Annotated in this window: 21 protein-coding genes; 11 read left to right on the forward strand and 10 right to left on the reverse strand. The window is 48.5% G+C overall.

Translation table 11 applies throughout. The features are described 5' to 3' along the window. Positions 1-51: 51 nt before the first annotated feature. The gene (locus DFR42_RS02185) at positions 52-651 is read right to left on the reverse strand and encodes a TIGR00645 family protein (RefSeq protein ID WP_110253303.1); all 600 of its coding nucleotides are present in this window, start codon (positions 649-651) and stop codon (positions 52-54) included. A gap of 290 nt (positions 652-941) precedes the next feature. Between DFR42_RS02185 and acs the strand changes: the two genes are divergently transcribed. Then, a complete protein-coding gene (acs, locus tag DFR42_RS02190) occupies positions 942-2,936 on the forward strand; it encodes an acetate--CoA ligase (RefSeq protein ID WP_110253304.1) in 1,995 nt (664 codons plus the stop codon). 69 nt (positions 2,937-3,005) lie between these two features. Here the strand turns inward: acs and DFR42_RS02195 are convergent, their stop codons facing one another. Next, positions 3,006-3,869 (reverse strand): AAA family ATPase, encoded by an 864-nt coding sequence (locus DFR42_RS02195; RefSeq protein WP_110253305.1) that lies wholly within the window; start codon positions 3,867-3,869, stop codon positions 3,006-3,008. 270 nt (positions 3,870-4,139) lie between these two features. Here DFR42_RS02195 and DFR42_RS02200 point away from each other — a divergent pair, with 270 nt between their 5' ends. The 3 genes from DFR42_RS02200 to DFR42_RS29085 all read left to right on the forward strand — a co-directional run bounded on the left by DFR42_RS02200 (position 4,140) and on the right by DFR42_RS29085 (position 5,260). Then, positions 4,140-4,463, forward strand: a complete 324-nt coding sequence (locus DFR42_RS02200) for a c-type cytochrome (RefSeq protein WP_110253306.1) — start codon at positions 4,140-4,142, stop codon at positions 4,461-4,463. Between the two features lie 15 nt (positions 4,464-4,478). Further along, entirely contained in the window at positions 4,479-4,826 is a 348-nt protein-coding gene (locus tag DFR42_RS02205; protein WP_110253307.1) for a c-type cytochrome, read from the forward strand. A 176-nt stretch (positions 4,827-5,002) separates the two neighbouring features. After that, on the forward strand, positions 5,003-5,260 hold the full coding sequence (locus tag DFR42_RS29085) for a hypothetical protein (RefSeq protein WP_170133391.1): 258 nt from the start codon (positions 5,003-5,005) through the stop codon (positions 5,258-5,260). A 307-nt stretch (positions 5,261-5,567) separates the two neighbouring features. Here DFR42_RS29085 and DFR42_RS02215 read toward each other — a convergent pair whose 3' ends face one another. Beyond that, positions 5,568-6,701: a cupin domain-containing protein gene (locus DFR42_RS02215; RefSeq protein ID WP_110253309.1), complete on the reverse strand. Its 1,134-nt coding sequence runs from the start codon at positions 6,699-6,701 to the stop codon at positions 5,568-5,570. Between the two features lie 78 nt (positions 6,702-6,779). On the opposite strand from DFR42_RS02215, the gene DFR42_RS02220 reads away from it, so the two are divergent. Further along, on the forward strand, positions 6,780-7,337 hold the full coding sequence (locus DFR42_RS02220; RefSeq protein ID WP_110253310.1) for an FKBP-type peptidyl-prolyl cis-trans isomerase: 558 nt from the start codon (positions 6,780-6,782) through the stop codon (positions 7,335-7,337). A 101-nt stretch (positions 7,338-7,438) separates the two neighbouring features. Here DFR42_RS02220 and mutS read toward each other — a convergent pair whose 3' ends face one another. Further along, positions 7,439-10,063 (reverse strand): DNA mismatch repair protein MutS, encoded by a 2,625-nt coding sequence (mutS, locus tag DFR42_RS02225; protein WP_245936798.1) that lies wholly within the window; start codon positions 10,061-10,063, stop codon positions 7,439-7,441. 453 nt (positions 10,064-10,516) lie between these two features. Between mutS and DFR42_RS02230 the strand changes: the two genes are divergently transcribed. After that, entirely contained in the window at positions 10,517-10,999 is a 483-nt protein-coding gene (locus DFR42_RS02230; protein ID WP_170133392.1) for a Fur family transcriptional regulator, read from the forward strand. A 64-nt stretch (positions 11,000-11,063) separates the two neighbouring features. On the opposite strand, the gene DFR42_RS02235 is transcribed toward DFR42_RS02230, so the two are convergent. Beyond that, positions 11,064-12,446 carry a DEAD/DEAH box helicase gene (locus DFR42_RS02235; RefSeq protein WP_110253312.1) on the reverse strand — a complete coding sequence of 461 codons (1,383 nt, stop codon included), beginning with the start codon at positions 12,444-12,446 and terminating at the stop codon, positions 11,064-11,066. Positions 12,447-12,535: 89 nt separating this feature from the next. Then, complete coding sequence (locus DFR42_RS02240) at positions 12,536-13,336, reverse strand: inositol monophosphatase family protein (protein WP_110253313.1); 801 nt, start codon at positions 13,334-13,336, stop codon at positions 12,536-12,538. Positions 13,337-13,548: 212 nt separating this feature from the next. Here DFR42_RS02240 and DFR42_RS02245 point away from each other — a divergent pair, with 212 nt between their 5' ends. The 3 genes from DFR42_RS02245 (at position 13,549) to DFR42_RS02260 (ending at position 17,317) form a co-directional block, all read left to right on the forward strand. Then, entirely contained in the window at positions 13,549-14,307 is a 759-nt protein-coding gene (locus DFR42_RS02245; RefSeq protein ID WP_110253314.1) for an RNA methyltransferase, read from the forward strand. 452 nt (positions 14,308-14,759) lie between these two features. Beyond that, positions 14,760-16,595, forward strand: a complete 1,836-nt coding sequence (locus DFR42_RS02255) for a type IV pilus assembly protein FimV (protein WP_484418239.1) — start codon at positions 14,760-14,762, stop codon at positions 16,593-16,595. 74 nt (positions 16,596-16,669) lie between these two features. Continuing rightward, the gene (locus tag DFR42_RS02260) at positions 16,670-17,317 is read left to right on the forward strand and encodes a glutathione S-transferase (RefSeq protein ID WP_110253317.1); all 648 of its coding nucleotides are present in this window, start codon (positions 16,670-16,672) and stop codon (positions 17,315-17,317) included. A gap of 84 nt (positions 17,318-17,401) precedes the next feature. Here DFR42_RS02260 and DFR42_RS02265 read toward each other — a convergent pair whose 3' ends face one another. Beyond that, positions 17,402-18,202, reverse strand: a complete 801-nt coding sequence (locus DFR42_RS02265) for a PP2C family protein-serine/threonine phosphatase (RefSeq protein WP_110253318.1) — start codon at positions 18,200-18,202, stop codon at positions 17,402-17,404. 84 nt (positions 18,203-18,286) lie between these two features. Here DFR42_RS02265 and DFR42_RS02270 point away from each other — a divergent pair, with 84 nt between their 5' ends. Together DFR42_RS02270 and yoaA are read left to right on the forward strand one after the other, a co-directional pair. Next, the gene (locus DFR42_RS02270; RefSeq protein WP_110253319.1) at positions 18,287-18,487 is read left to right on the forward strand and encodes a YdcH family protein; all 201 of its coding nucleotides are present in this window, start codon (positions 18,287-18,289) and stop codon (positions 18,485-18,487) included. 45 nt (positions 18,488-18,532) lie between these two features. Beyond that, complete coding sequence (gene yoaA / locus DFR42_RS02275; RefSeq protein WP_110253320.1) at positions 18,533-20,533, forward strand: DNA repair helicase YoaA; 2,001 nt, start codon at positions 18,533-18,535, stop codon at positions 20,531-20,533. Here yoaA and DFR42_RS02280 read toward each other — a convergent pair. The 3 genes from DFR42_RS02280 to DFR42_RS02290 form a co-directional block, all read right to left on the reverse strand. Next, positions 20,530-22,479, reverse strand: a complete 1,950-nt coding sequence (locus tag DFR42_RS02280) for a sensor histidine kinase (RefSeq protein WP_425450859.1) — start codon at positions 22,477-22,479, stop codon at positions 20,530-20,532. The genes yoaA and DFR42_RS02280 overlap by 4 nt on opposite strands. 63 nt (positions 22,480-22,542) lie before the next feature. Beyond that, complete coding sequence (locus tag DFR42_RS02285; protein WP_110254198.1) at positions 22,543-23,247, reverse strand: response regulator; 705 nt, start codon at positions 23,245-23,247, stop codon at positions 22,543-22,545. Between the two features lie 281 nt (positions 23,248-23,528). Beyond that, positions 23,529-25,592 carry a M13 family metallopeptidase gene (locus tag DFR42_RS02290; RefSeq protein WP_245936799.1) on the reverse strand — a complete coding sequence of 688 codons (2,064 nt, stop codon included), beginning with the start codon at positions 25,590-25,592 and terminating at the stop codon, positions 23,529-23,531. Positions 25,593-25,700 lie beyond the last annotated feature (108 nt).

Genomic DNA, 25,700 nt, shown 5'->3' on the forward strand with positions numbered 1-25,700 from the left:
AAGAAAAACTTTATAGCTGATTACTTTGTATGCTTGCGAATATTTTATGGATTAATGCTTACTGCCTGCTTGCGCAGTTCTTGTCATGATCTGGTCGCAATGTGCAATGGCCAGGGCTGAAAGCAAGAACACAACGTGAATGCCGGTTTGTGCCAGCACTACTTTGGAATCATAGTTGGCTGCGTTGATGAAGGTTTTCAATAAATGAATGGATGAAATGCCGATGATCGCCATCGCCAGTTTCACCTTGAGTACAGATGCATTGACATGGGACAGCCACTCTGGCTGATCAGGGTGGCCATCAAGTCCCAGGCGTGAAACAAAGGTCTCATAGCCGCCGATGATCACCATGATGAGCAGGTTGGAAATCATGACGACGTCTATCAGGCCGAGGACAACCAGCATGATGGTGGTTTCAGTCAGTTTTGTTGGCCTGATGCCTCCACTGGCTACGGCATCAAGAATATGTTGGAGGGCGGCTTCATGGCCCATTGCCGCACCGATCAAATCAATCAGCTCTACCCAAAAGTGAAATACATATACGCATTGCGCAAGTATTAATCCGAGATAAAGTGGTAGTTGCAACCAACGACTAAAGAAAATCAGGCTGGCAAGTGGAGAGAGTTTTCCTGAGGATACTGGTTTGGTCATGTTGGCAATCGTTGGTGAAAAGGCTTTGGTTTAAGGCAAACGCATATTTTACATGGGCAAAGCCTGCTCGTGTAGAGTGAACTAGATACCAAGGTATGTAGTGGTGATGCAATGGTATCTTTGTGGTATCATTTTCTAAAAGAGCAAGCGTAAGGCTTAAGTAAGTCTGCAAGTTTAAGGTTTGCGCTGTGTTTGACTGCCACAATAAATGCCACAATCTGGTGCAATGCCAGCTTGCAGGTATAGCTGTATTGAAGATTTAATCTAACGATAACAAGCTGGAGATAACAATGTCTGACCTCAACGCCGCGCAAACAGAAGCTAAAACAGAATCCCGCGTTTTTTACCCACCGGCAGCATTTGTTGCCAATGCAGCCATCCCTAGCATGGATGCTTATAATGCACTCTGCAAAGAAGCCGAGCAAGATTATGAAGGCTTCTGGGCGCGCCTGGCCCGTGAAAACCTGCATTGGCATAAAGATTTCAGCACCACGCTGGATGAGACGACAGCGCCCATGTACAAATGGTTTGAAGATGGCTTGCTGAATGTGTCTTACAACTGCCTGGATGTAAATCTGCAAAATGGCAATGCGGATAAAGTGGCGGTGATTTTTGAGGCTGACGGTGGTGATGTTACCAGGGTGACTTACCAGGAACTGCACGCAAAAGTCTGTCAGTTTGCCAACGGCCTGAAGTCTCTCGGCATTAATAAAGGTGACCGTGTCGTGATTTACATGCCCATGTCGGTTGAGGGCATCGTCGCCATGCAGGCTTGCGCACGCATAGGTGCAACACATTCTGTGGTATTTGGCGGTTTTTCTGCCAAATCCTTGCAAGAGCGTATTGTTGATGTGGGTGCGGTTGCCGTCATCACGGCTGATGAGCAGGTTCGTGGTGGCAAGCATTTGCCTTTGAAATCCATCGTCGATGAAGCACTGGCGCTGGGTGACTGTGAAAAAGTAAAAAGTGTCGTTATCTATAAACGCACTGGCGGCAATATCAATGTGGCAGATGGTCGTGATGTGTGGATGCATGATCTGATTGCAACGCAGTCGGCAGTATGTGAGCCAGAATGGGTGAGTGCAGAACATCCATTATTCATCCTGTATACATCGGGTTCTACAGGCAAGCCAAAAGGTGTGCAGCATTCGTCGGGTGGGTATTTGCTGTGGGCCATTTTGACGATGAAATGGACCTTTGATATCAAGCCATCAGACGTTTTCTGGTGCACGGCTGATATAGGCTGGGTGACTGGCCATACCTATATTACCTATGGGCCTCTGGCTGCCGGCGCGACTGAAATCGTGTTTGAAGGTGTGCCTACTTTCCCGAATGCCGGGCGTTTCTGGAGCATGATAGAAAAACACAAGGCCACTATTTTCTATACCGCACCGACAGCGATACGCTCCCTGATCAAGGCTGCCGATGGTGACGCCAATATCCACCCCAATAAATTCGATTTGTCGTCCCTGCGTTTGTTGGGCTCGGTAGGCGAGCCTATCAATCCTGAAGCCTGGATGTGGTACTACAATAATATTGGTCGCAGCAATTGTCCTATTGTTGATACTTTCTGGCAGACAGAAACCGGCGGCCACATGATGACACCATTGCCAGGTGCCACTCCTATGGTGCCTGGTTCGTGCACCTTGCCTTTGCCGGGCATCATGTCGGCCATCGTGGATGAGACTGGCCACGATTTGCCTAATGGGCAGGGTGGCATTCTTGTAGTGAAACGTCCATGGCCTTCCATGATACGTACGATCTGGGGTGATCCTGAACGCTTCAAGAAAAGCTACTTCCCTGAAGAGTTCGGTGGCAAAGTCTATCTGGCTGGCGATGGTGCGATACGCAATAAAGATACCGGCTATTTCACTATCACTGGCCGTATCGACGATGTGTTGAATGTCTCTGGTCACCGCATGGGTACAATGGAAATTGAATCTGCCCTGGTGGCCAATCCCCTGGTGGCAGAAGCCGCTGTGGTTGGCAAGCCTGATGACACCACAGGTGAAGCGATTTGTGCTTTTGTTGTATTGAAGCGTACACGTCCAACTGGAGATGAAGCAAAGCAAATTGCGACGGAATTGCGTAACTGGGTGGCAAAAGAAATTGGCCCTATCGCCAAACCAAAAGAAATTCGTTTCGGCGATAACTTGCCCAAGACACGTTCCGGCAAGATCATGCGACGCCTGTTGCGTGTATTGGCCAAGGGAGAAGAAATTACCCAGGATATTTCAACACTGGAAAACCCGGCTATTCTGGAGCAGTTGAAACAAGCACAATAAATTGAACTTGTCATCAATAAGCTAAAAAAATGGCGCTGCAATGCAGCGCCATTTTTCATGGTATCTCGCTTAGCGGTTGGTGCGCGACATGTATACCAGACGCTCAAACAGATGCACGTCCTGCTCATTTTTCAGTAAGGCACCATGCAGGGGAGGGACGATGGCCTTATTGTCCTTGCTGCGCATGGCTTCTACAGGAATATCTTCTGCCAGTAAGAGTTTCAGCCAGTCTATGAATTCAGAGGTAGATGGTTTTTTCTTGAGACCTGCAACATTACGGATTTCATAAAAGGTTTGCAATGCCTGTGCCAGCAAATCAGACTTCAATTTTGGGAAATGCACGTCAACGATCTTTTGCATCGTTTCCTTGTCAGGGAATTTGATGTAATGGAAGAAGCAGCGACGCAAAAAGGCATCAGGCAATTCTTTTTCATTGTTTGAAGTGATGATGACCAGCGGGCGGTGTTTGGCACGTACCATTTCACGGGTTTCATAAACATAAAATTCCATGCGGTCAAGTTCACGCAGCAAGTCATTGGGGAATTCTATATCTGCCTTGTCGATTTCATCGATGAGTAAAACCACAGGTTCATCAGCAGTAAAGGCTTGCCACAACACGCCTTTGATAATGTAGTTATGAATATCCTTGACACGTTCATCGCCCAGTTGTGAATCGCGCAGGCGCGAAACTGCATCATATTCATAGAGGCCTTGTTGCGCCTTGGTGGTTGATTTGATATGCCACTGCATCAAGGGCATATTCAGGGCGGCAGCAACTTCTTCAGCCAGCATGGTTTTGCCCGTGCCTGGCTCACCCTTGATCAATAATGGCCGCTGCAGGCTCAGGGCAGCATTGACTGCCAGTTTCAAGTCATCTGTGGCGACATAATTGTCAGCGCCATCAAAGCGCAAGGTATTTGGAGCTTGTGTCATGGGTATGGGCTCAGCGTATTTGGTTACATAAGGTGTGAAGAGTATAAGCGAGAACCTGCACTCTTGTGAACGGCTGTTCTTTTTTACTCTTAATCGACATGGGTAGACATTAAATTTTACATTCGCAATTGCATAAATGCAGCATTTTTGCCCCTTGACAAGGCGCTGGCGCCAGGTTTCTTGCGCAAATTTGATTGTAATCAGCTAAAATGCTGAGTTATATCAAAACACTGAATTTATTGATCTGCCTGCTAATTAATAATCGCTCATATGAAAAAATTGTTTGCACTTCTCGCTATGGCGAGCCTCGCTCAAGCTGCTACTGCAGCAGATCCGGTTGGCAATCCTAAAGATGCCGCTGAAAAGAAAATTGCGATGTGTATCGGTTGCCATGCCATTCCTGGCTATAAAGCGACTTTCCCTGAGGTATATCAGGTGCCGTTGATTGGCGGGCAATCTGCCAAATACATAGAGAGCGCATTGAAAGCCTATCAAAAAGGTGATCGCAAGCATCCTTCCATGCGTGGTATTGCAGGTAGCCTGACTGATCAGGATATCGCAGATCTGGCAGCATATTACTCTCAACAAAAATAAGAATAGGATAGGATCATGAAGAAAACTCTGTTGATGGCAACTTTGTTGTCCAGCCTGTCTTTCGCAGCGTATGCTGGCGGCGATATTGAAGCAGGTAAAGAAGCGGCAAAAAAATTCAATTGCGCATCTTGCCATGGTGAAAACTATTCCAAACCTCTGGACCCCGCTTATCCAAAGCTGGCTGGTCAGCATGCAGATTACCTGGCTCAGGCTTTGCACGCGTATCAACGTGGCGGCGACGGTGCATATGGCCGCTCTAACCCAACCATGGTTACCCAGGCCAAAGCCTTGTCAAACAAGGATATACAAAATATTGCAGCCTACCTGCACAGTCTGCCAAGTGAGTTGGTGTTGAAGAAATAAGTTTTACCTGAAAATGAAAGCCACGAATTATCGTGGCTTTTTTTATATCTGCGACTTCTTAAGCGCTTCTTGATGAAGCTTTGATCTTATGTAGATTTGCTTTAATTTATTGCGGCGAAAAAAAACCGACCTGAAGGTCGGTTTTTCTTAAGTAATTAAAAATTACTTGGAAGCAGATGCGGAAGCTGCTGCTGGAGCGGAAGCCGCTGCAGATGCTGCTGGAGCTGCGCCAGAAGCTGCTGCTGCGTCAGATGCTGGAGCTGGTGCTGGAGCAGCTGCTGGAGCTTCTACTGCAGATGCTGGAGCTGGTGCTGCTACGGATGCTGATGCTGAAGCGGATGCTTCAGGAGCTTTTTTCTCGCCGCAAGCAGCCAGAGTCAATGCCAACAGGGAAACGAGCAAGAGTGATTTTTTCATGTTTGTACTTTCAATAAATAGATCAAAAAAGAAGATCAAAACTTTGCGATGAATAATTACCGGTAATTATCGCTCTATAGGTTAATTCGCGAGCTTCTCGCCAAAACGACATTCGGCCCCTACGAAAGTTTCCTAACCCGGAATTATAATGATTTTTCCATTAATGGAATAGGCATAGATGCATTTTTGCACTCAAATCGGCCATTATTTCTAGACAAGATGCCATTTTTAGTAGGAATTTTCTGCTTTTCATTGAAAATAGACTACTTGCATTAAGAAAATTTTCTTTCATATTTTAAATGGCATGCCGCGTTGCAGCATCCCTTATCGTATTTCCAGCCAGCCATCCTCATACCAAAGGCAAAATGTTTCTAACGCATCTGCGGAAATTTTCTCCAGATCTGCTCCATCTACTTCCCTTTGATTTGCCAGCTTATTAAGGCAAATTTTGTCTTCCTTGCCAACTGCAAAAGACTCGCCGTTGATGAAGACATGTTTGCCTTTGTATAACATCAAGGATTTGCGCGATAGCTTCAAACCATTTTTCAAGGCAGTCTGATGAAAACGTTTTGGTGCCAATGGTTTTTCAGGGCCATTGAAAAATACGCTGGGCTTGGGTTCGGTCAGATGTTCGCCCAGGAAAATGAGCACGTCATCATCAGTAAATTGAATTTTGGCAATCTTTTCAGCAACCTGTTCCAGCATTTCATTGCTGATTTCTGCCGGTTTGGTGCTGACTTTCAGGTCTGGGTCTGCGTATCTTCCTGGCAAGTCTATCGAGTCAGACATGAAGTGCAGGAAAGACTCGCCCAGCTCCTGGTAAGACGGTGCGCGGAAACCTATGGAGTAAGTCATGCATTCACCGATGGCTACGCCATCATGCGCATATTTTGGTGGCAAATACAGCATGTCGCCCGGCTCCAGCACGAATTCTTGCTCAGCCTTGAAGTTGCGTAAAATCTTGAGAGGCATGCCATCAATAAGCGTCAAGTCTTTTTGTGCGCCTATACGCCATTTGCGCTGGCCATGTGCTTGCATCAGGAATACATCATAAGAATCAAAATGAGGGCCAACGCCACCGCCATCAGCAGCAAAGCTGATCATCAGGTCATCAAGACGGCTATCAGGTATGAAGCGAAATTGCCTGAGCAGGGCATCAGCCTTGTCATCGTGCAAATTAACGCCTTGCACCAGCAGCGTCCAGTCTTTCTTTTCCTTGACTGGTATATTGGCTTGCGGGCCAGACTTCATTTCCCAGTGCTTGTTGAAGAAACTGATCAGCCTGGATTCAACATCTTCACGGCCAGCCATGTCAAACAGCTCAGCCTTAGGGATAAGAGGTTGAAAGTCAGGGATAGCCTGACGTATCAGCAGGGGCTTTTTGTGCCAGTATTCGCTGAGAAACTCTTCTGCTGTAATGCCGCCCAGCAGGGGCAGGGGAATGGTATTTTTTTTCATGCCCGCATTATAGGCTGAGGCAAACGACTCGACTAGACGGGTATAATCTTAGGGCAAATAAATTTTTAAGGAATTGCTATGAAGATAGGCAAAAATTCAGTTGTTACTGCAGTCTATACCTTGAAAGACGCACAAGACAATCTGATAGAAGAAGGTCAGGAGCCTATGGTTTACCTGCATGGCGGGTATGACAATGTGTTTCCCAAGATAGAAGAAGCCCTGGAAGGCAAGGAAAAAGGCTTCAGCACCATTATCCAGCTCAATCCTGAAGATGCTTTTGGCGATTACGATGCCGCCCTGGTGAAAGTGGAACCGCGTGACCGCTTCCCATCACCACTGGAAGTCGGTATGCAGTTCGAAGGCATGCCAGAAGAATCCGATGATGATGCCGACGAAGATAATGCGCATATTTTTACCGTCACGGATATTGCTGACGATAAAGTTGTACTTGACGGCAATCACCCACTGGCAGGCATTGCCTTGCGGTTTAGCCTGACGGTAGAAGATGTGCGTGCTGCTTCTGATGAAGAAGTCGCTCACGGTCACGTGCATGGTGCCCATGGCCACCACCATGATGAAGATGATGAGGATGACGAAGGTATGGGCGATGAATATCGCAGCCATCCTTTGCACTAAGCTTTACACTAAGCAGGAATGAAAAAATGCCGCTGATTGATGTCAGCGGCATTTTTTATTTGAAAGGGCTTGTTTAAGGAAAGGACTTGTTTAAATCAGGCCTACTTTGCCAGGTTTTTTAATTCATACAAGGCTGCCAATGCTTCCCTGGGCGTCATGCTATCCGGGTCCATGGTATCAAGCGTATCCATCAATTCGGTATTGACTGGTGCCTGTTCCACGACTTCTGCTTCTGGTGCAGAAGCTGCTGAAGAGAATAAATCAAACTGTGGCGTCGATTGCAGTGATTGCGCTTCCAGGTCTGCCAGATGCTTACGTGCAGAGCGGATAACTGCCTGAGGTATGCCTGCCAGTTGCGCCACCTGCAAACCATAGCTTTGAGAGGCAGGGCCAGCTTGCACTGCATGCAGGAAGACGATGTTTTCCTTATGCTCCACTGCCGATAAATGCACGTTTTCTGCAGACGGGTGTACCTCAGGCAATTGCGTCAGTTCAAAATAATGGGTGGCAAACAGGGTATAGCTCTTGGATACCTGTATCAGATGCTTGGCAATGGCCCAGGCCAGAGCAAGGCCATCGAATGTAGACGTGCCGCGGCCCACTTCATCCATCAGTACCAGCGAATGATCAGTCGCCCCATTCAGGATGGCGGCAGATTCTGTCATTTCCACCATGAAGGTAGAACGACCGCCCGCCAGATCATCTGCTGCTCCTATACGCGTGAAGATGCGGTCTATAGGGCCTATCGTCACTTCAGTAGCAGGTACATAACTGCCTACATAGGCAAGCAGGGTGATCAGAGCAACCTGGCGCATGAAGGTCGATTTACCGCCCATGTTGGGGCCGGTGATCAGCAATAATTTACGCTCGGCAGAAAAATCACAATCATTGGCGATAAAACGTTCTATCTGGTTTTCGACTACGGGATGGCGACCCTGGACGATATGCAGGGTAGGTTCATCTACCAGTTGTGGTGCGCACCAGCTATTCTTGGTGGCATGTTCAGCCAGGCTGACCAAAGTATCAAGTTGAGCGATTGCATTCGCCACTCTTTGCAGCAAGGGTACTTGTGGCAACAAATCCTGGAGCAGACGTTCATACAGCATCTTCTCGCGCACCAGCGCACGTTCTTGGGCCGACAATGCCTTGTCTTCAAAGGCTTTCAATTCTGGCGTGATGTAGCGCTCGGCATTTTTCAGGGTCTGGCGTCGGCGGTAATTGTCCGGCACTTTATCGCTTTGCCCATTCGTGACTTCAATATAGAAACCATGTACACGGTTGTATTCAACGCGCAGATTGGCGATGCCAGTGCGCTCGCGCTCAGATACTTCCAGATCTATCAGGAATTGTCCGGCATTTTCTGACAAGGCACGCAATTCATCGAGTTCTGCATCAAAGCCAGTCGCAATGACGCCGCCGTCCCTTACCATGGTCGCTGGTTGCAGCATCAGGCCGCGTTCCAGTAAATCCAGGCATTCAGTTGGTGTATCCAGGTCAGACAAGAACTTGGTCAGCAAACTGGTTTGATTGTCGGCGATGCACAGGCTTACATAGTTGCGCAAGCCTGGCAGGTTTTGCATACCATCTCGTAGCGCAGATAAATCACGCGGGCGTGCAGATTGCAGAGCAATACGTGTAGTGATGCGTTCTATGTCAGGAATGGCTTTTAAAGTGGTGGCCAGGCCATCAGTGGAGTCAGCCTGTATCAGCGCCTTGATGGCATCGTGACGTGCTCTGGCGACTGACTGATCACGGCGTGCATGATGTAGCCAGTGACGCAGCAGGCGTGAGCCCATGGCAGTCCGGCAATGATCAAGCAAGGAAAACAGGGTGGGGGACTCTTGTCCGCGCAGGGTTTCTGTCAATTCCAGATTGCGACGCGTGGCGGTATCCAGCCCTATGAATTCATGTTCGCTCTCGACATTGAGGGTATTGACATGCTTTAAGCCACGGCCTTGCGTGCTTTCAGCATAGCGCAGTAATGCACCAGCGGCGCCCAGTGCCGCGCTTAGGTTCTCTACACCAAAGCCGGTCAATGTGGCGGTACCCAATTGATCCTGCAAGGCTTTTTGCCCTTGCTTGACATCAAAATGCCAGTCGGGCAACTCAGAGAATTTGCCCGGAAGCTGAGCGTAGTGCTCATCCAGCAAAAGCGTACCAGCAGACAGCAGTACTTCGGCAGGGCTGATGCGTTCCAGCTCTTGTTGCAGGCGTTGTGGTAAAGATTTTTCGTCTGTGGATACTTCCATCAACTTCAAGGCACCACTGGCCAGTGACAGCCAGGCCAGGCCTATGCTGACAGTTTTTCTTTGTTGCAGCATACATAGCGAGAGCAATGGCCGGTCAGATTTCTCTGGCAACAAATCGGTATCTGTCAGTGTACCTGGGGTGATGACGCGCATGACTTTGCGCTCGACGGGGCCCTTGCTTGTCGCCGGATCACCTATTTGTTCACAAATGGCGGCAGATTCACCTATCTTGACCAATTTGGCCAGATAAGGCTCCAGAGAATGGAAGGGCACACCCGCCATCTTGATAGGTTCGCCGCCAGAACTGCCGCGTTGGGTCAGCGTGATACCCAGCAAACGCGAGACTTTTTCGGCATCGCCAAAAAACAGTTCATAAAAATCGCCCATGCGATAAAACACCAGTGTTTCTGGATAGTCTGCTTTGATGCGTAAATACTGCTGCATCATCGGCGTATGTTGATTTTCTTTTGCTGTCATAAGGCTTTGATTTTATTCGTTTTATTTTCTTGATTATGCTTGTTGATGTGCCGGAATTTACATCCGGACATATCAAATTGGTGCGCACCTTATCATAGACGATTGCTATGGTCTATGGTTGCCAGGCTTTATCGTTGATTTTGCAGTATGAAAGCCAAGCACGTAAGGGTGATCTGCAGCTAAAGCTCGTGCTCTTCATCAGGCTTAAATGAAAGCCTTCGGAGCAATTGCTGCTGCATTGCGTGTTAATAAAAGGAAATCGCATAAGCTAATGCGAGAGTGAAAATATTTTCTTGTAAATGGTAATGAGAACTATTATCATTCAATGATTGCATTATTACTACATGTTCTGGATTGCACACTAGTGCACTAACTGGCATGTGCCGGCAGCGGTTATGCAGCATAACCTGCTTAAAAGATCATAAAATGGAAAAGAAAACCAGACTTAATTCTATGAATTCCGATGAAACGCCGCGACTTGCAGAGCAGTTGCAGCGGGCGGGCTTGCGGCCGACGGTAGGTCGGATAGGTATGTTGGCCGCAATTATGCAAATTGGCGAGGGATACCACTACCCTGAAGATATTTTGAGGGAATTGTTAAGGCAGGGCAGGCTGGGTAGTATCACAACTATTTACCGGGTGCTGGCCGATCTGACTGCCATTAATTTCTTGCAGCGTTCTTTTGATGCAGACGGTAAAGCCAAATACCGTTTGACCCATGCAAGCAAGTCGGCAGATGAGATATGCCTGGTGTGTGAACAATCTGGCCGTCGCATCACGGTGCAGGACAGGGAGTTAAGATCGCAGTTAGATCACCTTGCACGTGTACATGGTATGGAAACCTCTTCCTTGCCCCTGCTGATACAAGTGAATGTTGTGTCACAGCTTGAAAGTGCTGAATATCAAAAGATGACTGAAGCGCAAAGTAAAAAGTAAAAGTACAAAGGGCCACGAATGGCCCTTTGTACTTTTTACTGATTTGTTGCTGGCTTAATTTGATTTAGCCGTTACCGCGACTGCCAGACCTGCGGGGTGCAGACTGTTTTACTGCAGGCCTGGGGCCAGCTGGACGAGGCTTTGCTGCCTGTGGTGTAGCTGCCTTGCCTGGTGTACGGGCTTGCTGTCCGCGACCGTCACCGGCAGGGCGCTGTCCACGGCCTGAGGGCTGACCTCTGCCGCCTCCGCCACGATGGTCAAAGCTGCGCAACTGTATAGGTTCGGCTTTGGCATGTGGGTCAGGGATGAAGCCATCGATGATTTCTTGTGGTATCTGACGCTTGATGAGTTTCTCTATGTCAGCCAGCAATTTGAATTCATCGACGCAAACCAGGGATACGGCTTCGCCAGTGGCACCGGCACGACCAGTGCGGCCTATGCGATGCACGTAATCTTCCGGCACATTCGGCAAGTCATAATTGACGACGTGAGGCAATTGATCAATATCAATACCACGAGCAGCAATGTCAGTGGCAACCAGTACAGTCAGGCTTGCATCCTTGAATTCGGCAAGTGCCTTGGTACGCGCGGACTGGCTCTTGTTGCCGTGGATAGCCATGGCAGCTATGCCATCTTTGCCCAGCTGCTCTACCAGTTTATTGGCACCGTGCTTGGTACGGGTAAATACCAGCACTTGTGACCATTGGTGCGTCTTGATCAGATGTGCCAGCAATGGGTGCTTCTTGTCGCGGTCAACCGGATGCACTTTTTGTGCAATGACTTCAACCGTGGAATTGCGGCGCGCCACTTCTATCATCGCCGGATTGTTCAACAGACGGTCGGCCAGTGCCTTTATGTCGTCGGAAAACGTAGCTGAGAACAGCAAATTCTGGCGTTTGGCAGGCAAGATCGCCAGTACTTTTTTAATGTCGTGGATAAAACCCATGTCCAGCATGCGGTCAGCTTCATCCAATACCAGTATTTCAATATTGCGCAGGTCTATCGTGCCTTGCTGATGATGGTCAAGCAGGCGGCCCGGTGTCGCCACCAGAATATCCACACCTTGCTTCAATAATTTGATTTGCGGGTTGATGCCAACGCCACCAAAAATCACGCCAGAATTCAACGGCACATATTTACCGTAAGTGTTGACGCTTTCTTCAACCTGGGCTGCCAGTTCGCGGGTAGGTGTCAGTACCAGGGCGCGGATAGGACGTCTGCTGGTTTTATCTTTTGGTGCATTGGCCGACGTCGACAGGCGCTGCAAGATAGGCAGGGTGAAGCCAGCGGTTTTGCCTGTACCGGTTTGTGCGCCAGCCAGCAGGTCACCGCCTTTGATAACAGCAGGAATGGCTTGCTGTTGTATCGGGGTTGGAGAGGTGTAGCCTTGTTCAGTTACTGCGCGAACAATGTTCTCGGATAAGCCGAGTTCGTTGAATGATGCCATGTGGTTTTACTGTGTTTCTTTATGATCGGACTGATTTACACCAGTCCGAAGAGAGAGGCGTCCCGCTCAAATGAGCGGGACGTGAGAATTTACTTTTTAGCGGAAAACGGTTGCAATGCATTGACCATCTGGGCGAATACTTTTGGTGTACCCGCCAATACATCGCCTTTATGCAGGTAATCAGAGTCACCGGAGAAGTTGCCAACGATGCCGCCAGCTTCGGTAATGACGAGGGAGCCAGCAGCGATATCCCAAGGGGCCAGGCCTTTTTCAAAGAAGCCATCCAGGCGACCACATGCGACATAAGCCAGATCCAGAGCGGCAGATCCAGGCCTTCTCAAGCCCTGACATTTGCTGGTCATGACCTTGAACATGGCGAGGTATTCATCCAGGCCAGACAGGTCACGTGATGGGAAGCCAGTACCGATCAATGAATCAGCCAGTTTGTCGCAACGGGTAACACGTATACGTTTGTCGTTCAGGAAAGCGCCGCCACCCTTGCTTGCTGTGAACATTTCGTTGCGGGTTGGGTCGTAAATGACAGCCTGTGTAATCACGCCGCGCTGTTGCAGGGCGATGGAAACGCAGTATTGTGGAAAGCCATGGATAAAGTTGGTCGTGCCATCGAGAGGATCAATGATCCACACATTATCATTTTCGTCGTGCAAATTAGCGGATGCACCCGATTCTTCAGCCAGAATGGCATGGTCAGGGTAGGCAGAAGTCAATACTTCAATGATGGCAGCTTCAGCAGCCTGATCGACTTCAGTCACGAAATCATTGAATTGTTTTTCTGTGACCTGGACTCGATCAAGGTCAAAAGATGCGCGATTGATAATAGTCGCGCCACGACGAGCAGCTTTTACTGCCGTATTCAGCATTGGGTGCATAAAGTTTCCGATAAAATGACAGCATGCAAACGACGACCACTCACAAAGAGTAGGGATGCCGTTACTATGCTAGACAAAAATGATAAAGAGCGGGCGCAATTCTCTTCTTGCTGTTATCCGTCCGGTAAATACATGCACAAATATGTACAAGTAATACGTATAAGCCAGACAACAACCGAATAAAAAATTAACGCGTGATACCTCTATTTTAAATGAACTTGCTAAAAACTGACACATCTCTTTTTCAGCGCCTGCGCTTTATCCTGGTTGAAACCAGTCATCCCGGCAATATAGGCTCCGCAGCCAGGGCCATTAAAACCATGGGTTTTGGTGAGTTAATCCTGGTCAATCCGCGCTTTGCAGATGCATTGCAGCACCCGGAGGCGATCGCTCTCGCCAGTGGCGCGCAAGACGTACTCGATAACGCCCGTGTGGTGAATCATATTGATGAGGCATTGCAGGGTTGTGAATATGTGGCGGCCGTGAGCGCCAGATTGCGCGAGTTTTCGCCACCCATCCTTAATCCAAGGGTATTTGCTGAAACCATGGTACAAAGCCAGCATGCCAGGATAGCTCTGATTTTTGGTAATGAGCGATTTGGGCTGCCGAATGAGATCGTCATGAATTGTCATGCCTTGATCAATATCCCTGCAAATCCTGCTTATTCGTCCTTGAATCTGGCGCAAGCGATACAACTTTTGTCATATGAATGCCGGATGGCTACTGATTCTGCAGTGTCAGTCACTGGCAATGTCGGTTTTCAGGGGCAATTGGCAGCAGTTGATGAAATCGACGGCATGTACAAGCATCTGGAGCAGGCGCTGGTTGCCATTGAGTTTTTGCATCCGGACAATCCCAAGAAATTAATGCCGCGTTTAAAGCGCATGTTATCGCGTACGCAACTGGAAGTTGAAGAGGTGAATATCCTGCGCGGCATTGCCAGGAAAATCCTGGAGGCGAGTAAAAAATAGGCTACGCATGAAAAATATTGGGATTTCTGCTTTAATAAGAATAAATAATTTGAACTTTGTGTCTTTTTAGCAAACTTGAGTTTCATGCCATGTTTTGATTTCAGCACGGCATTCATTCGTAGTTTTACTTCAAATGCGTAGAAAATACATTAAGAAATTGATGTATGCTGAATGAAACAGCATTATGTGGATGTTGTTGCAAATGATAAATATGTTGAAATCGACAAACATTCTTACCTTTGTTTGCGTTTTACATTTGGTAACGTCTTCAAGGATTGTTATAAAGCCAGTAAGATTGCAGTTAATATACATTCAGGAATAACAATTGATTTTCTGAAGTAACGCACTTTCTTTCTGAGGTCATTATTATTTTTGTCCCATTCCGCCGATCTACGCTATATCTGCTTTGCCTTGGTGCATTCGCATCTGGAGCAACAGGGAATTCTTATGCTTTGGGGTTCAGCAATTTAACCGTGCAGTCTGGTCTGGGTCAGCAATTACGTGCACAGCTAGAATTGACGGGGAATGATGCTGCCGAGATTGAGCAGTCATGCTTCAAGGCCAAGGTGGAAAGTGCTGATGGTATTTTGCTGGCACCGGCGAATGTCACGCTGATCCAAAAAGGGAATGCTCGTTTTCTCACCCTGGTGACCAGAAAAGACCTGCTGGAGCCAGCTGTCAAGATCATGGTAGACATGGGATGCGAAATTCAATTGCATCGTGAATTTCTGATCTTGCTCGACCCCCCTCAGTTCACGTCTGTTGTGCCTCCTGCTCTTGCCAGTGCACCTAAGACGGTAATCAGTAATAAAGAGAATGCAGCAACCGGGCAGCCGTCGGTGCCAGCGGTCGAAAAAAGCAGTCGCAGGAAAGTGAAACGCAATCCTGAGGCAAGTGAAATTGTTGCCGCTACCGTTGAAGTGCCAGTAGCAAAAAAAAAGCCATCCAGGCAAACAGAAAATAAAACCAATACCAACCCTCCGCAACAAATTGCCGAGCCTAAAGATACATTGAAACTATCCGATGACCTGCCTATTTTGTCGCAGGGTCTGCGCCTTAGTGATCAGCTCTCAACCAGGGAAGCACAATCCAATATTGAAGAATTGCGGGCAGCGCAAGCTCAGCTCGCTGCCATGTTGCGCGATGAAAAACATGCCCCGGTAGCTCAAGAAAAATTGCAGGGCGAGCAGCAAAAAATTCTCAGCCTGCAGCAGGAAGCACAACAGCTAAAACGCCAGAGTCAGCAGGATAAGGCTGCCTTGGAAGAGGCCAGGGAAAATAGCTTTTCGCGTAACTGGATGATGGGCCTGGGCGCGTTCATTGTGGCAGGATTGGCGATTATTGCCTTGTTGTTGCTGTACGTCAGTCGTATGCGCAAGAAAATGCATGCAAGCTGGTGGCAACAAAAAGAACCGGCAGCTGAACCGGAGTCTAAAAAGAACATTGAAGAGATCGTTGACAGTATACAGGCATCTTATGGCCCTACAACCACGAGTGCCCTGTACCAGGTCCATGATGATGAAGACGACAAGCCAGGGAATAGTCGCCCAGTGACTGGGCCGAAGAAAAAAGCAGGGACAGATACTGGTCTTGGCAAGCTGGATACACCGTCAGTGTTTAGCAAGGCCTATGTCCCTACGCTGGAGGACAGTAATAGCAGTACCTTCAATTTCTTTTCTACCAAAGGCCAATCGGTGAAAGTGGAAGAGATTTCTGATGTGACCCAGGAAGCGGAATTCTGGATTTCTGTCAATGACCCACAAAGGGCAATAGAAATTCTTGAGCCTCAGGCCGATGTAGATCAGCCTGAGTCACCAGTGCCATGGCTATATTTGCTGGACTTGTACCGAGTTACCGCCAGCAAAGAAAAATATGATGCCTTACGTGACCGTTTCATCGTCTTTTTCAATGCCAATATTCCAGAGTTTGAAACTGACCCGGCAACTTTGCCAAGCAGACAGCTGGAAGATTTTGAGCATTTGATGAATCGTATTTGCCAGATGTGGAGCAGTCACGATATTCTGCCTTTTCTTGAGAGTTTACTGGTCGATGACAGGGACGGCAAGCGCATGGGTTTTGAACTGCCAGTTTACCGCGATATCCTGCTATTGATTTCTGTGGCCAATGAGCTGGAGAAAACGAACGCGTTTTCGGGGGCGGAAAGAAATCGTGGCTGGGCTAATGTCCCGGGTTTGCCAGTAGATGATGAGGCGCCGTCCGCTAAAGAGAACGAAGCAGATTCGAACTTGATTAACTTCGAGACTATCGATTTTCCCAGGGAAAAATAAAGCAGCAATCTGCAAAAAAACTGGTCGCTTCCCTCCATGGGATGTGACCAGGCTAATTACAAAGGTGGAGACATATGATCAAGTTGTGCGGTTTTGCCGTCAGTAACTATTACAATAAAGTGAAATTGGCGTTGCTGGAAAAGGGAATTCCTTTTGAAGAACAACTGGTGTGGACAGACAGGTCGCCGACGCTTCTGGCGCATTCTCCCTTGGGAAAGGTGCCGTATATCGAGACTGAACATGGTTCTTTATGTGAGTCCCAGGCAATTATCGATTATATAGAACATCGTTTTCCTGAACATTCACTGATGCCGGTTGATCCATATGCGGCAGCAAAATTGCGCGAATTAATTACTTTCATTGAACTGCACCTCGAGTTGCCAGCCCGTGAATTGTATGCAGAAGCTTTCTTTGGCGGCAAAGTTAGCGACGAAGTCAAAGCCAAAGTAGAGAAACAGTTAGGGCGCAGTATTCCGGCGTTCGCCAGTCTGGCAAAATTTGATCCCTTTGTTGGCGGTAAAGAATTCACTTTGGCTGATTGTGCCGCGGTCGTGCATTTTCCTCTCGTGTCTATGGCGACCAAGATTATTTACGGCAGGGACTTTCTCGCGGAATTGCCTACGCGTGAATATGTGAAACACATATCCGAGCGACCAGCGATGCAAAAGGTCAACGCTGACCGTAAGGCAAATCAGGAACTGATGGCAACTCGCGGGAAATAAGCGACACTGCCAGGTCAAAAACTGCTGGCGCAACATGCCGTAGATATCGCGAATATCGAGTACATTGCGCCAGTCTGCTCAGGCTTATACCGCTCTGCGCATTTTTTGTACCGTATAAGTTTTTGCCTGGGTAGGTGGATCAACCAGCTTGACGATGGCGAAGGTGCAATTGTCACCGCGACCACTGGCCCTGTCCCTTGCTTTCCGGATCAAAAATTCTGAAGCCTGACGCGGGCTGTTGGCCGCCACCGCAGCTGAAAGTTCATGATCTTCAAAATAATGCCAGAGACCATCTGAACATAGCAAAAAGCTGTCGTGCGCCTTTAGTGGTGCATGTTCACCAAACGTGATGTACGGTGCTGCCGTGCTTGAACCAAGCACATTGACAAGGATATTCGATAGCCTGTGAGTTTTGGCTTCTTCAGCAGTAATCTTGCCTTCATCGACCAATTTTTCTACATAGGAGTGGTCTTTGGTTTTTTCGGCGTAGTTCGGCCCATCAAAGCGGTACAGGCGCGAGTCGCCTACGTAGGCCCAGATGGCCTCTTGTTGCGGGGTAATAACTAATGCTACAACCGTGCTGTGTGGTTCTTTCTCAGAGGATACACCAGACAATTTAATGACGGTGTGTGCTTCATTAACGATATTTTCCAGCAGGCTACGAACATCGTTTCCCGGGTAAAATTCATCAAATAATTGTTTTGCCGTGCGCACGACTTGCTCTGCGGCAAGTGCGCCACCGCTTTTGCCGCCCATACCATCTGCAATCACGGCCATAACATATCCTGGCGCGTGTGGAGCTGCAAAAAGTGCTGTGCGGTCTTGTTGTTCCTGTCTGTCGCCGATATGTTGTCCGGTTCCAGCTTCGATCTTATATTGGCTCATACGTCTTGGTAGATTAAACTAACGGGATAAACCCAAAAATGGTCTTTCCTTAATTAAACTTTATTTTACTGCAACCAGAAGACTATGAGCCACCCAGAACAAATACTACAACGCATTATCGAGCTCGAGGTTGAACATAGAGACCTGGATGTGGTAATCGAGACCCTGATTAAAGATCCCTGCCACGATGAACTGCAACTGCGTCGTCTGAAAAAACGAAAACTACAGTTAAAAGATCATATTACTTTGTTAAGAATGCAGCTGACGCCAGATGTCCCTGCCTAATTATCCACTTTTTCCACGTCTTTGTAGTTAGTTTCTGATTGCCTCATTTTGACTGAATCACTTGCCACACCGAATGCAACAGGCATTCATGACACTGAAGTAGAACATATTTTTGGCTTGACCGGACCGTTAAGTGCATCGATAAAGGGGTACCGCCCTCGTCAAGCGCAAACAGAAATGGCTAAAGCCATTGCCGATGCCATTGCCGGGCAAAAGACTTTGCTGGCAGAGGCAGGCACGGGCACAGGCAAAACATATGCCTATCTTACTCCCGCATTATTGTGGGGTGGTAAGGTCATCGTTTCTACTGGCACCAAAAATTTGCAGGATCAATTGTTTTTGCGCGATATACCAACGATACGCAAGGTATTGAAGGCGCCGGTGTCAATTGCCTTGCTCAAAGGCAGGGCAAATTACCTCTGCCACTATCATCTTGAGAGAACAATACAAAATGGCCGGCTCAGTTCTCGTGAAGATGTGGGATATTTGCGCGATATAGGCCGTTTCATTAAAACAACAATGACTGGCGACAAGGCAGAACTGTCACGTGTGCCAGAGAATGCCTCGGTATGGAGCCTGGTGACTTCGACCAAGGATACCTGCATGGGATCGGAGTGCCAGTATTACCAGGACTGTTTTGTCATGAAGGCGCGTAAAGAGGCGCAGCAGGCCGACGTGGTCGTGGTCAACCACCATTTGTTTTTTGCCGATGTCGCCTTGAAAGATACTGGTATAGCGGAGCTTTTGCCATCTGCCAATACAGTGATCTTTGATGAGGCGCATCAGTTGCCAGAAACAGCTACGCTGTTTTTTGGCGACACGGTATCTACCTCGCAAGTACTGGAGCTGTGTCGCGACGTACAGGCAGAAGGTTTATCGCATGCCCGCGATGGGGCAGAGTGGTCCAAGCTGGTTGCACCTGTCGAGCGGGCTGCACGTGATTTGCGCCTGGCCTTCCCGCAAGATATTGTTCGCTATTCCATAGATCAGATTGCCCCTTCCAGTCCTTTCTTTGAAGCTCTGGACGCCTTGAAGGCCAGCATGGACGATATGATTGCCGTGCTGGAGAAACAGGCTGAACGTGCCGAGACACTGGAGCAGTGCCGCGCTCGCGCCATTTTGCTGGCGGAGCAGTATGAAAAATGGAATGCCACCGATGACGGTAAATCTGGCGACTATGTATTGTGGGTAGAGGCGTTCTCCACTTCTTTGCAATTGCATCGCACACCATTGTCGATTGCCCCCATTTTTAACAAGCAACGTGAAGGCGTGCCGCGCACCTGGATTTTTACATCGGCCACGATGGCGGTGAAAAATGACTTCAGCCATTATGTCTCACAGATGGGCTTGTGGGATCAGCCAGCACGCACCTGGCCCAGCCCTTTCAATTATCAGGAGCAGGGTTTCCTTTACGTGCCAAATGGCATGCCGCAACCAAACTCCTTTGGATATATGGACGCAGTCATCGATGCGGCCTTACCCGTCATCGAAGCCGCCGGTGGCAAGACCTTCCTGTTGTGTACGACTTTAAAAGCGGTAAAGCATAGTGCTGAACGTTTGCGTGATGAATTCCAGAAGCGCGGCCTGGATTTCCCCTTGTTCGTGCATGGCGATGCGGGCAGAACTGAATTGCTGGACCGCTTTCGCGCAGCAGGCAATGGCGTGTTGATTGGCAGTCAAAGTTTTTGGGAAGGTGTGGACGTGCGTGGTGATGCCTTATCCCTCGTCATCATCGACAAACTGCCATTTGCCCCACCAGATGATCCGGTATTGTCCGCACGCATCGCAGCCATGGAAAAAAAAGGTTTGAATGGTTTTGTCCATCATCAGTTGCCGGAAGCGATTATCAATCTAAAACAGGGGGCTGGCCGCCTGATACGTGACGAGGGCGATAAAGGTGTATTGATGATTTGTGATCCACGCCTGATTTCAAAACCCTATGGCAAGCGCATCTGGCAAAGTCTGCCCAGTTTTGCACGCACGAGAGAGCTGGCAGATGTACAGGCGTTTTTTCAGAAAATAAAAACACCGCCTGAATCTGCTTAAGTCGGTATCCGTTGTAGTGGTAACCAGAGTGTGAAGCGCGTGCCAGCCGGATTCGAATTCCAGCTAACCCTGCCATCCAGTGCTCTGGCACGCCGTTGCTGGTTGTGCAAACCGCGGCCAGCAACGGCATCAAGGGCTTTGGCAACATCAAAGCCCTTGCCGTTGTCTGCGACAGTAACTTCCACACCATTTGCCATACCATCACTTACCACTGCCGTGCTCAGTCTGACTTCGCTGGCCTGCGAGTGGCGCAATATATTTGCGATGCTTTCCTGCACGATACGCAGTATATGCAGGGCGCTTGATGGATCTAGCCAGGTCAGGGTCGGCAACTCCTGTACTTCCCATAAGAGTACGATGCCCGTGCCCTCCAGACGCGGCTCCAGCCGGAAGCGTAGCGTTGCCAGCAATAGCAGCAAGTCTGCGGCGACTGGCTCCAGGGAATCTATCGTCAGTTTCAGATCATCCAGGCAGTCTTTCAGAATCTGAGACACCTTGCTATTGCTGATGTCATGCCGGTCCACAGATCGTATGGCACTGATCAGTGACGACCCCAGGCCATCGTGCATGTCCTGCATCAGGCGTTGGCGTTCATCGCTGATTTGCTGCTGCAATTCAATCTCACGTAAGCGCTGATAACTTAATTCCAGCTCGGCTTCACGAACTTGCAAACGATGAGCCAGACTGGCATTCAATAATTCGACTTCCAGTATGGCATCGAGATAGCGTCGATACATCACAATACCGAAGATAGTGCAGGCGACAGCATTGGCATACGAACCAAGATACAAAGCCTCAGGGCTGATGAAATTATTTTGCAATAACCAGTCGGTAACGCCAAACAAAGTGCATATCCCTACGCCGATAGCGACTAATTGCCCATCCTGCGAGCGACGCCAGACATTTAGCCCGCCAATTAGTGCTACCGCTGCCCCCATCATTGCCGCAATCACATAGATCAGGGGAGTGACTTTCGGTGTATTTGGCAGCACGGCAAGTGCCGGGAGCGTCAATATGGCTATCAATACCGTCAAGCCAGTCAGGATGCGACTGAGCCAGATCAGTGGGTTGCCGTGCAGCAGTCGCAGATAAAAATGCACAGTAATGACCAGCCAGAACAGGGAGTTGACAGTAAGCCAGGCAAACCAGTTGTTCGCGATCGGAAAACTCACGTAAAAGTGCAAGCCACGTAAAAAAGACGCAGCAGCGAGGCTGAAAAAAAGCAGGTAAGCAATATCATGTCTGCGCCTGAACCATACAAAAAGCGCGAATATGCCGACTGCAAGAAAGGCAGCGCTCAGCATGGCAGGCAATTCTTGTTGCAGCCATTGACGCACACTGTAGCGGCTACGCAATGCGTCAACGCTACCTACCCACACGGATGACATTGCTACCTGGCTTTTTGCTGAATGTTCAAGTCGTATCAGTATTTCTTTGGGTGAGGAGCCAGCGCTATCTTTCTCCAGAACTATCCATAGGGGAGTGCGGGTACTATTCCATAGCGGACCTTGTTGCTGCGCCCTGTGTATCAAATGTCCATCGGCATAGACGGCGATGCTGCCATCGGTTTTGATACGGCTGGCATATATTGCTAGCGGAGCAGCCTGATCATGCAAGTCAGCAAGTGAAAGTCTGAGCCATGTAATTGAGGTGTCCGCATTACTGACTGTGCCAGATTTAGCCTGGCGCAATAGGGCAATGGGAAGTGCCAGTGGCAATGCCACTGTCTGCCAGGCAGTTGGCAGACTCTTGCTGTCTATGATAGGCGATGGGGGCGTCATGCCCGACCCATTTGTAAGCTGCCACTGTGCTTGCGTCAGATGTAAGGCTGATGCTGGTTTCTGCACGGTATCTGCTGACGCATACCAGACTGCTGCGACCATTAATAAACTGAGCAAAACGGTGAGCTGTATCTTCGCCGAAGAAAAACGGTCACTTCGCATCATAAAGAGATAAAAGCAAAGTATACAGAATAGAATTTTGGGTGGTTGGACTTGGATGCATATATCTCAGTCAAGTGACAAGCCAAGAGCCCTTGCTTCGTAGATAGCCTCAGTCCTGGATTTGACCTTGAGCTTGCTATATATCCGCCGCACAAATGCACGTATCGTAAAAGGGGATAATTGCATTAGCTTGGCAATTTCATTGGCTGTAAAACCTTTGGTGATGAAGTCCAGCACTTCTTTTTCCCGCACGGATAGCAGACGTGAGGATTCAGTTGCTGGTTCTTGCATGCGGAAGTTTTCATTGCCGTCATTGCTGTTATGTCTGAAATGGGCCAGAACCTGTCTGGCGATGATAGGGCTTATGGGGCTGCCACCATTGGCCAGGCTGCGTATTTCTATCGCCATTTTTGCGGGTGAGCTGTCTTTAAGCAGATAACCGGCGGCACCTGCTTCAATCGAGCGCATGACATGTGTTTCATCACCAAAATTAGTGCTGACCATGATGTTGCAGCTTGGCCAGCATGTACTTGCTGCTTTGATGATGTCTATACCAGAGCCATCCGGCAGGCCCAAATCAACAAGAAGTACATCGGCAGGTGGCCCTTCCAGCATGGCAAGACCAGCCAGACGCGTGCCAGCAATACCAACCAGGCGCATATCCTCAGCTTCCAGAACGGCCTGACTCAGAGCACTACAAAAATCGTGATCATCTTCGACGATCGCGACATGAATGGGGCCTGTTTCTGGACTGATACTTGTTGATTGCATATGTGACATTGTACGACGTAAATGCACTACGTAGCTGTAGCACATTTGTTCTACATATAAGATTTGTTTGCATAATTACACTGAACTCAGTTTAAAAACTGAGTTCAGGATTTATTCAGGATCCATGAATATCAGATACATGGGGAAAAACAAATGCCTCGCAGCGAAAGCCTGACAGTCAAATCATTATTAGATCAACCCCATAAAGCCTAATGCAAAAAGCCAGCACTGTTTCCAGTGCTGGCTTTTTTACTTAATGCGGACTTAAAGAGTGGCAATGATTACCAGATGCTGACGCGTTCAGCTGGTGACAGGAACATCTTGTCACCTTCCTTGAGTTTGTAGGCATCGTAGAAGCCAGGCATATTACGCAGGGTGCCGTTCGCACGGATTTCACCAGGAGAGTGCGGGTCAGTCTTCAGGCGCGCAATCATCGCCTGATCACGCATTTTGCCACGCCATACCTGAGCAAAGCCCATGAAGAAGCGTTGATCGCCAGTCAGGCCACCAACTACCGGCGCTGGTTTGCCACCCAGTGACAGTTTATATGCCTTATAAGCAATTGCCAGACCGGAGTTGTCTGCAATATTTTCACCCAGCGTCAATTCACCATTGACGTTATAACCTGGGATGGGGCTGAATGCGCTGTACTGTTTGATCAGCACGGCAGTCTTGGCGGCAAACTTGGCGTGATCTTCTTTAGTCCACCAGTCACGCAGATTGCCCACGCCGTCATATTGCGCACCCTGGTCATCAAAACCATGGCTGATTTCGTGGCCGATTACCGCGCCTATGCCACCGTAGTTAACGGCATCATCCGCTTTTGCATTGAAGAATGGTGGTTGCAGTATCGCTGCCGGGAAGACGATTTCGTTGAGTTCCGGATTGTAATAAGCGTTGACGGTTTGTGGCGTCATACCCCATTCATCACGGTCTACCGGTTTACCCAGTTTGTTCAGTTCAAATTGTGCAGCATATAAGCGTGCATTGCGCAAATTACCAACGGCATCACCTTTGGTGATCGTCAGACCAGAGTAATCGCGCCATTTGTTAGGGTAACCAATCTTGGGCATGAAAGTCGCCAGTTTTGCCTGGGCTTCTTTCTTGGTTTCCGGGCTCATCCAGTCCAGAGTGTCTATGCTTTGCTTGTAGGCCAGCAGCAGATTGCCAACCAGCTTTTCCATTCTTGCTTTGCTTTGAGCAGGGAAGTGCTTGGCGACATACAGTTTGCCCAGGCTTTCACCAAGAGCAGAGTCAGCCAGGCGCACACCACGTTTCCAGCGTGCTTCCTGAGCTGGAACACCTAACAGTGTCGTGGAGTTAAAGGCAAAATTTTCATCGCTGAATTTTGTCGGGAGTTGTCCTGCGGCAGAGCGCAGGATATGCCATTTGAAATAGGTTTTCAGATTGTCGAGAGACGTATCTTGCAAAATCTTGCTCAGGCCTGTCAGGTAGCTAGGCTGGCTGACGATGATGTAATCTATCTTGCCTTTTGCACCCATTTCACCCAGATAGGAATTCCAGTCGTAGCCAGGTGTCAACGCATCGAGTTTGCTGATCTCAATTTTATTGTAAGCCTTGACCGGGTCACGCAATTCAACCTTGGTCCATTGTATTTTAGCCAGTTCTGTTTCCAGTGCGAGAATGTCTGCAGCATGTTTGCCTGCGTCTTTATCGCCGGCCAGTGTCAGCATTTTTTCTATATGCGTCAGATACTTGGCACGGAATTCTTTTAATTTTGCATCATCATTGTTCAGATAATAGTCACGATCTGGCAAGCCAAGACCTGATTGAGTGATGTCCAGAACGTATTTGGTGGAGTCCTTATTATCCTGATGAATCTGGAAGTCATAAGGTGCGCTTATGCTGGCGCGGTTCAGCCAGGCCATCAGACCAGGGATTTGCTTTTTATCTGTCATGCCATCTACTTTGGCAAATTCAGCTTGCAAAGGTTTCAATCCCAGAGAGTCAATGTGGGCTGTATCCATATAACTGGCATACATGTCCGCAATTTTTTGTGCGTCCGTACCAGGTTTGTTTTTTGCCTTGGCCAGGCTTTCAATAATGGAATGCAGATGCGGAATAGTCGCTTCGCGCAAATCCATGAAAGCACCGGCAGAAGATCTGTCAGAAGGGATTTCTGTATTTTTTAACCAGCTACCATTCACGTGGCGGAAGAAGTCATCCTGGGCACGCACTGCGGCATCATTATGTTTGGATTCTATGCCGGACAATAAGACCGATGTTGCAGATGCTGTTTTCGCTGGTTCTGCGGCGGTCGCGAGTTGACTGCCAACTGTACCGGCGATCATCAGCGCGATAGCGCTAAGTACTTGTGCTTTCACTTGGGGGTCTCCTGGGAGTGAAGGTTGGGTTAAAAATAAGGCAAGCTTTACGCTTGCCCTGGATGTTGCCACAAAAACAAATTTAGTATCTGCAGCAATCCCTGAGTC

This window comes from Undibacterium pigrum, assembly GCF_003201815.1.
Lineage (GTDB): Bacteria > Pseudomonadota > Gammaproteobacteria > Burkholderiales > Burkholderiaceae_D > Undibacterium > Undibacterium pigrum.

What these genes read in the sequence shown, in the direction of transcription:
- acs (WP_110253304.1), top strand. Translation starts at nt 942, where the DNA reads ATGTCTGACCTCAACGCCGCGCAAACAGAAGCTAAAACAGAATCCCGC.
- DFR42_RS02240 (WP_110253313.1), bottom strand. Translation starts at nt 13,336, where the DNA reads ATGCACCCAATGCTGAATACGGCAGTAAAAGCTGCTCGTCGTGGCGCG.
- DFR42_RS02245 (WP_110253314.1), top strand. Translation starts at nt 13,549, where the DNA reads ATGAACTTGCTAAAAACTGACACATCTCTTTTTCAGCGCCTGCGCTTT.
- DFR42_RS02215 (WP_110253309.1), bottom strand. Translation starts at nt 6,701, where the DNA reads ATGAAAAAAAATACCATTCCCCTGCCCCTGCTGGGCGGCATTACAGCA.
- DFR42_RS02235 (WP_110253312.1), bottom strand. Translation starts at nt 12,446, where the DNA reads ATGGCATCATTCAACGAACTCGGCTTATCCGAGAACATTGTTCGCGCA.
- DFR42_RS02260 (WP_110253317.1), top strand. Translation starts at nt 16,670, where the DNA reads ATGATCAAGTTGTGCGGTTTTGCCGTCAGTAACTATTACAATAAAGTG.
- DFR42_RS29085 (WP_170133391.1), top strand. Translation starts at nt 5,003, where the DNA reads ATGCGGAAGCTGCTGCTGGAGCGGAAGCCGCTGCAGATGCTGCTGGAG.
- mutS (WP_245936798.1), bottom strand. Translation starts at nt 10,063, where the DNA reads ATGACAGCAAAAGAAAATCAACATACGCCGATGATGCAGCAGTATTTA.
- DFR42_RS02265 (WP_110253318.1), bottom strand. Translation starts at nt 18,202, where the DNA reads ATGAGCCAATATAAGATCGAAGCTGGAACCGGACAACATATCGGCGAC.
- DFR42_RS02230 (WP_170133392.1), top strand. Translation starts at nt 10,517, where the DNA reads ATGAATTCCGATGAAACGCCGCGACTTGCAGAGCAGTTGCAGCGGGCG.
- DFR42_RS02220 (WP_110253310.1), top strand. Translation starts at nt 6,780, where the DNA reads ATGAAGATAGGCAAAAATTCAGTTGTTACTGCAGTCTATACCTTGAAA.
- DFR42_RS02200 (WP_110253306.1), top strand. Translation starts at nt 4,140, where the DNA reads ATGAAAAAATTGTTTGCACTTCTCGCTATGGCGAGCCTCGCTCAAGCT.
- DFR42_RS02185 (WP_110253303.1), bottom strand. Translation starts at nt 651, where the DNA reads ATGACCAAACCAGTATCCTCAGGAAAACTCTCTCCACTTGCCAGCCTG.
- DFR42_RS02285 (WP_110254198.1), bottom strand. Translation starts at nt 23,247, where the DNA reads ATGCAATCAACAAGTATCAGTCCAGAAACAGGCCCCATTCATGTCGCG.
- DFR42_RS02270 (WP_110253319.1), top strand. Translation starts at nt 18,287, where the DNA reads ATGAGCCACCCAGAACAAATACTACAACGCATTATCGAGCTCGAGGTT.
- DFR42_RS02280 (WP_425450859.1), bottom strand. Translation starts at nt 22,479, where the DNA reads ATGATGCGAAGTGACCGTTTTTCTTCGGCGAAGATACAGCTCACCGTT.
- DFR42_RS02195 (WP_110253305.1), bottom strand. Translation starts at nt 3,869, where the DNA reads ATGACACAAGCTCCAAATACCTTGCGCTTTGATGGCGCTGACAATTAT.
- DFR42_RS02205 (WP_110253307.1), top strand. Translation starts at nt 4,479, where the DNA reads ATGAAGAAAACTCTGTTGATGGCAACTTTGTTGTCCAGCCTGTCTTTC.